Origin of the sequence: Nonomuraea terrae, assembly GCF_004348995.1 — a bacterium.
GTDB classification, from domain to species: Bacteria; Actinomycetota; Actinomycetes; order Streptosporangiales; family Streptosporangiaceae; genus Nonomuraea; species Nonomuraea terrae.
Genome location: NZ_SMKQ01000327.1, coordinates 1 through 6,484 on the forward strand (window position 1 = coordinate 1; position 6,484 = coordinate 6,484).

Below are 6,484 nucleotides of genomic sequence, written 5' to 3' on the forward strand. Positions count from 1 at the left end.
GCGCTGTTGCGCGGGGCCAGGGCGGCGGCCTCGAAGTCGGCGGCGTTGTCGTCGGTGTCGGCGCAGCCGCCGTTCCTGCGGATCGCGGCGGTGGTGTTGCTGAGGCCGGGCGCGGCGCCGCCCTCGGAGAAGTTCGCGGCGCCGAACCCGATCAGGTCGGCGACGAGCGCGAGCTGCTCGGGCGTGCAGGCGGTGGTGGAGCCGTTGCAGGCCAGGCCGTCGGCGGAGCGGACGAGGGCCATCTTGCCCGCCGTGGCGCTGAGGTTGATGCCGCCGGTGGTGTCGGGCTCGGGCAGCGGCGTGCCCGGGTTGGCGCCCGCCGCGAGCTGGACCAGGTGGTAGCGGCCCGGGGCCAGGGTGCCGGAGAGGCTCGTCTTGTTGGCGGCGAAGTTTCCGGTGCCGGTGGCACTCGTGTACTGCACCGACCAGCCGTCCAGCGAGACCGGGGCGCCGCTGCGGTTGAAGAGCTCGACGTAGTCGTTCGCAAGGGGGGCGCCGGAGTTTCCGCCGCCTCCGTACACCTGGCTGATGACTACCGTGCCCGCCGCGGCGGCGGCGGGGGCAGAGGGGAGGGCCGCGATCGAGCCGGCGGTGACGCCGGCGGTGACGAGGATCGCGAGTGCCCGGGGCATTGCACGCATTGCCCGAGAGTAAAGGGAGGGTCATCCCAATTTGCTAGCAACTTGGTTGATGTCCTGTGAATTCGTGATGTCTGACTTTTGTGAGAGCGCGTAGGGGCTTTGCCGAAACGGCAACGCGATTACCCGGATTCCCGGATCCCGCGCCATCGTGGAGTCGCGAGCTTCGGCGAAGGAGGACTCATGTCGCGGGCAATCCACCGGCTGGTGCCGTCCCCGGCGGGCCGGATCCATCTGGTCGAGCAGGGCGAAGGGCCGCTGGTGCTGCTGGTGCACGGGTTCCCCGAGTCCTGGTACTCCTGGCGCCACCAGCTCCCCGCGCTGGCCGGCGCCGGATACCGGGCGGTGGCCGTGGACGTGCGCGGATACGGCCGTTCGTCCAAGCCGGACGCGGTGGCCGCCTACCGGATGCTGGAACTGGTCGAGGACAACGTCGCGGTGGTGCGCGCCCTCGGCGAGGAGACGGCGGTCGTCGTCGGCCACGACTGGGGCTCGGCCATCGCCGCCGACAGCGCCCTCATCCGGCCGGACGTCTTCACCGCCGTCGCGCTGCTGAGCGTGCCCTACGCCCCGCGCGGCGGTCCCCGGCCCAGCGAGACGTTCGCCCGGATGGGCGGCGACGAGGAGTTCTACGTCGGCTACTTCCAGGAGCCCGGCCGGGCCGAGGCCGAGATCGAGCCGGACGTCCGCGGCTGGCTGGCCGGCATCTACGCCGCGCTGTCCGCCGACACCATGCCGGGCCCCGACCGGCCCGACCCCCATTTCGTGGCCCGGGGCGGCACGCTGCGCGACCGGTTCCCCACCGGCCCGCTGCCGTCCTGGCTGAGCGAGGACGAACTCGACGTCTACGCCGCCGAGTTCGAGCGCACCGGCATGAGCACGGCGCTGCACCGCTACCGCAACATGGACCGCGACTGGGAGGACCTCGCCCCCTGGGACGCCGCCCCCATCGTGCAGCCGTCGCTGTTCATCGGCGGCGCCCTGGACGCCTCCACCACCTGGCTGTCCGCCGCGATCGACGCCTACCCCACCACCCTGCCGGGCCTGGTCTCCTCCCACCTCCTGGACGGCTGCGGCCACTGGGTCCAGCAGGAACGCGCCGACGAGGTCAACCGGCTGCTGACCGGCTGGCTCGACGGCCTCACGCCTGGCGCATGACGCCCTCGTAGGTGACGCCGGTGAGGCGCTCCGAGACCTCCCACAGCCGCTGCGCCGTGACGGTGTCGCGGAGGGCGCGGTCACGGGTGCGGAGGGTGGGCGAGCCGTACATCTGGATCGGCCCGTCGGCGACGACGTAGCTGCCGCCGGGCAGGTCCGGCACGGTGGCCGCGTACAGGGAGGTCTGCGCGCCTTCCGGGGTGGGACGGAAGGCGACGCGCAGGACCAGCGGCGTGATCGTCCGGTAGAGCCACCCCTTGGCGGCGTGCGGGCCGCCGGTGAGGATGTTGGAGCGGGTGAGCGTCGGAGCGGCGGCCATGCTGCGCAGCCTCAGCCCCGCGGCGTCCGCCCGGCGCTGGAGTTCGAGCGCGAAGTAGAGGGTGGCCCGCTTGGCCACCGCGTACGTGAACATCGGTGAGTAGCCGCGCTCGGCGTTGAGGTTGTCCAGGTCGAAGCGGGCGAAGCGCTGCGCCAGGCTGCTGACGGCGACCACCCGCGGATCGGGCGCGGCGAGCAGATGGGGCAGCAGCAGGCCGGTCAGCGCGAACGGGCCGAGGTGGTTGACCGCGACCTGCGACTCGAACCCGTCCTCGGTCACGGCGTACGGCACCATCGAGATCCCGGCGTTGTTGACCAGCAGGTCGAGCCGGCCGAGGTCCCAGCCGGCGGCGAACTCCCTGATGGAGGCCAGGCTGGCCAGATCCACCCGGCGCAGCTCAAGGTCGGCGCCGGGGATCTCTTCCTTCATGCGTTCGAGCGCGGCCCGGCCGCGTTCCGGATCACGGCAGGCCAGCACGACGCGGGCGCCGCGGCGGGCCAGCTCGCCGGCGGTGACGTAACCGATGCCGCTGTTGGCGCCGGTCACCACCACGAGTCGGCCGGACTGGTCGGGGATGGCGTCGAAGGTCCACGAAGCGGTGTTTCGCATGTTGTGCCACCTGGGGGGTGCGGTTTGACCGTGTATCGCAACGTTCGGTTGGGATGTTGGGATACTGTCAGCGGCCCGCGATCTTGGCAACGGCCGGCAAACCCGCCACCGCGCGGCGGCGAACAGCGGAAACACAGTGCGAACAACGCTTGGACCTGCGCTTACCGTTTGTTGCACACCGGCTACGAGTGGCGGCTGTGCCTCCCCCCGGCACCCCCTCGGACCGCCGTCCCCTGCCCGGTGTGAGGAGGACGCATGGACGTACAGGATCCCGCGGTGCGCGCCGAGCTGGAACGGCGGTTGCGCGCGCTGGAGGAGGACGAGGCGGGCGACCCCGCACACGCCCCGCTGTCGCCCACCGAGCTGTGGGTGTTCGCGGCCGTCGTCGTGGTGCTCACGCTGATCGGATGGGTGATGGCGTGATGGCCGTCGAAGAGGACGTCAGACGCGAGGCCACGTTCGGCTCGCTGCCCGTACTGCGCTCCGAGCGGGTGTGGAACTTCACCGACTTCAGCTGGGTCAACGTCGGCCTGGCCATCGCCACCTGGGCCTTCCTCGTCGGCGGCTCCACAGCCTCGCTGGTGGGCTTCCAGCAGGGCCTCGCCGCGATGATCATCGGCAACGCCCTCGGCGTGGGCATCATGCTGCTGGCCAGTGTCGTGTCGAGCCAGCGGTACGGCGGCGAGCAGTACACCCTGCTGCGCAGCGCCTTCGGCTTCGGCGGGGTCGCGCTGCTGGTGTTCACCGTGGTGCTGTTCACCGAGATGGGCTGGTCGGCGCTGCTCGGCGTGATGTTCGGCCGGGCCGCCACACAGGTGTCCAACCAGGTGCTCGGCACCGACATCGGGCCAGACGCGCTCCCCGTGACCCTGCTCGCCCTGGTGGCCATCGCCGTCGCCTGGGTGATCCTGGCCAAGGGTCCGCTCACGATGCGGCTGCTGAACCGGGTCGTCGCCCCCGGCCTGGCCGTGCTCACCGTGGGCATGATCGCGCTGCTGCTGACGCGTACCTCCTGGTCGGACCTCCTGGCCGCCCCGCCGCTGGCCCCGTTCCCCGACGACGCCCTCAACTTCGCCCTGGCCGTCGAGTTCAATCTCGGCGTGGGCCTGTCCTGGTGGCCCGTCATGGGCAGCCTCGCCCGGCTGACCGACCGGCCGCGCAGCGCCCTGTGGCCCGGATACATCGGGCTGTTCGGCGCCACCATCGTGGCCCAGGTGGTCGGCATGGCCGCGGCGCTGACGCTGGGCGACTCCGACCCGACCGTCTGGATGGTCCCGCTCGGCGGCAAGTGGCTCGGCGTGCTCGCGCTGGTGTTCATCGCCTTCGCCAACCTGACGAGCCTGTCCTCGATCGTCTACTCGACGTGCCTGGCGCTGCGGCAGGCGGGCGGCAACCTGCTGGCGAAGGTGCGCTGGGAGTGGCTCACCGCCGGGTTCTTCGTGCTGCCGGCCGTGGTCAGCTTCTGGCCCAGCCTGCTGTACGACGGCTTCCTCGTCTTCGTCACCTGGAGCGGGGCGTTCCTGGCGGCCATCTCCGGCACGGTCATCGCCGACTACTTCGTGCTGCGCCGCCAGCGGATCGACCTGCGCGGCCTGTACGCCCACGGCGCGGCCAGCCCGTACCACTTCACCGGCGGGTTCAACCTGGCGGGTCTGATCTCCACCGGCCTGGGAGCGGTCGCGTACGTCTGGCTCTACAACCCGCAGACCCTGGCCACCGAGCCCGCGTTCGCCGTGCTCACCGCGTCGGTGCCCGCCGTGGTGGTGGCCGCACTCACCCACCTGCTGCTCACCCGCGTGCTCAACCGGGGACGCGGCGGCTACGACGACAGGAGAGCGTGATGCCCCGTACCGCCCTCGCTGCCGTCCACGACGGCCGCGGCGACCGGCTGACCGTCCGCGAGATCCAGGTCGCCGACCCCGGCCCCGGCGAGGTGCTGGTGCGCATCGCCGCCTCCGGCGTGTGCGGCTCCGACCGGCACGTGCTCGACGGCGAGTGGAGCCTGCCCACGCCGACCGTGATGGGACACGAGGGCGCCGGCGTCGTCGAGCAGGTCGGCGCCGGCGTGACCGACGTCGCTCCCGGCGACACCGTGATCCTCTCCTGGTACTACCCGTGCCGCCGCTGCCGCGCCTGCGCCGCCGGCAAGGCGTGGGCCTGCACCGGCACCCGTTCCAACGAGTGCCTGCTGCCCGACGGCACCACCCGGCTGCGCGACGCCGCCGGCGTCGTCTACCCCTACCTCGCCGTCGGCACGATGAGCGAGTACGCCGTCGTGCCGGAGTCGGCCGCCGTCCGCATCCCCGCAGACGTGCCGATGGACGTGGCCAGCCTGATCGGCTGCTCGATCACCACCGGCGTCGGCGCCGTGGTCAACAACGCCCGGGTGCCCGCCGGGGCGTCCGCCGTCGTCGTCGGCTGCGGCGGGGTCGGCCTCGCCGTCGTCATGGGGCTCGCCCTGGCCGGCGCGTACCCGATCGTCGCGATCGACACCGCCGAGGAGAAGCTCGCCGCCGCCCGCTCCTTCGGCGCCACCCACACCGTACGGGCCCGCGGGGACGCCGCCCAGGTGGCGGCCGAGGTCGCGGAGCTCACCTCCGGCGGCGCCGACTACGCCTTCGAGGTCATCGGCCGGGCCGAGACCATCGAGTCGTTGCCGTCGCTGCTGACGACCGGAGGCGTGGGCGTGCTCGTCGGGCTGCCGCCGCAGGGCGCCAAGGCGGCCATCGACGTGCTGGAGCTGGCCGAGACGGGCAAGACGCTCATCGGCTCCAACTACGGCGGCGCCGTGCCGAGCCTCGACTTCCCCCGGCTCGCCGCCCTGTATCTGGCCGGCCGGCTGCCGCTCGACTCGCTCATCTCGCACCGCGTACGCCTCGACGAGGTGAACGAGGCGTTCGACGCGATGCGGGCGGGCACCCGTACGAGGAGCGTCATCGTTTTCGAATGATCCGTGGAGCGCGCGCATGAATTCTTCCGCCGAGGCCGTCACCGTCGGCGTCGTCCAGCTCGTCTCGGCGCACGGCGACGTGCCCGCCAACCTCGACGCCATCGAGGAGCTGGCCGCGCGGGCGGCGGCCGGCGGCGCGCGGGTCGTGGTCACGCCTGAGCTGGCGCTCACCGGCTACCTGTGGCCGGACGAGGACGCGGTGCGCGGCCTGGCCGAGCCGGTGGACGGCCCCGCTGTCCGCCGCCTGTCCCGGCTGTGCCGCGCGACCGGGGCCTGGCTCGTGCTCGGCATGCCGGAGCTGGACACCCGGGTCGGCACCCTGCACAACACGTGCGTGCTCATCGGGCCGGACGGTCCCGTGGGCGCGTACCGCAAGGCGCACCCCTTCGTCGCCGACCCCTTGTGGGCGGCCGACGGGCATGTGCCGCCGCCCGTGTGGGACACCCCGGCGGGGCGTTGCGTCCCGCTGATCTGCGCCGACATGGACCACCCCGAGTCCGCCCGGTACGCCGCCCTGAGCGGGGCGGACTGGATCGCCCTGCCCACCGCCTGGGTGGACGAGCCCGGACCGAGCGCCACGTGGCGGCTGCGCGCCTGGGAGAACGGCCTGCCCGTCGTGGCCGCCGACCAGGCCGGGGCCGAGACGATGAACGGGCGGCGCGTGCAGTTCAGCGGCGGCAGCTGCGTCGTCGACCACACCGGCGCCGTACTCGCCGCCCTCGATGCCGGCCCCGGCGTCGTGACCGCCGAGCTCGACCTCGCCTCCGCCCGCGACCTCCGCCACCGCCTCCTCGCCGCCCGCCGCCCCGC

At 72.8% G+C, this 6,484-nt stretch carries 7 protein-coding genes; 5 read left to right on the forward strand and 2 right to left on the reverse strand.

Annotated features, from left to right (window positions below; genetic code table 11):
• Window positions 1-641 (reverse strand): lamin tail domain-containing protein (locus E1286_RS45235; RefSeq protein ID WP_132623288.1); only part of this gene is annotated, 641 nt, incomplete at its 3' end.
• Window positions 642-821: 180 nt separating this feature from the next.
• Here E1286_RS45235 and E1286_RS45240 point away from each other — a divergent pair.
• Window positions 822-1,796 (forward strand): alpha/beta fold hydrolase, encoded by a 975-nt coding sequence (locus tag E1286_RS45240; RefSeq protein ID WP_132623290.1) that lies wholly within the window; start codon window positions 822-824, stop codon window positions 1,794-1,796.
• Here the strand turns inward: E1286_RS45240 and E1286_RS45245 are convergent.
• On the reverse strand, window positions 1,780-2,724 hold the full coding sequence (locus tag E1286_RS45245; RefSeq protein ID WP_132623292.1) for an oxidoreductase: 945 nt from the start codon (window positions 2,722-2,724) through the stop codon (window positions 1,780-1,782). The genes E1286_RS45240 and E1286_RS45245 overlap by 17 nt on opposite strands.
• Window positions 2,725-2,979: 255 nt before the next feature.
• On the opposite strand from E1286_RS45245, the gene E1286_RS48640 reads away from it, so the two are divergent.
• From E1286_RS48640 to E1286_RS45260, 4 genes are all read left to right on the forward strand, one after another.
• A complete protein-coding gene (locus E1286_RS48640; RefSeq protein ID WP_165970227.1) occupies window positions 2,980-3,147 on the forward strand; it encodes a hypothetical protein in 168 nt (55 codons plus the stop codon).
• Window positions 3,132-4,565, forward strand: coding sequence for a purine-cytosine permease family protein (locus E1286_RS45250; RefSeq protein WP_132623294.1), 1,434 nt, complete (start codon window positions 3,132-3,134; stop codon window positions 4,563-4,565). The genes E1286_RS48640 and E1286_RS45250 overlap by 16 nt, the downstream gene beginning before the upstream one ends.
• Window positions 4,565-5,674, forward strand: coding sequence for an alcohol dehydrogenase catalytic domain-containing protein (locus E1286_RS45255; RefSeq protein ID WP_132623296.1), 1,110 nt, complete (start codon window positions 4,565-4,567; stop codon window positions 5,672-5,674). The genes E1286_RS45250 and E1286_RS45255 overlap by 1 nt, the downstream gene beginning before the upstream one ends.
• A gap of 16 nt (window positions 5,675-5,690) precedes the next feature.
• A partial coding sequence (locus E1286_RS45260) for a nitrilase-related carbon-nitrogen hydrolase (RefSeq protein ID WP_223190931.1) occupies window positions 5,691-6,484 on the forward strand: 794 nt, incomplete at its 3' end.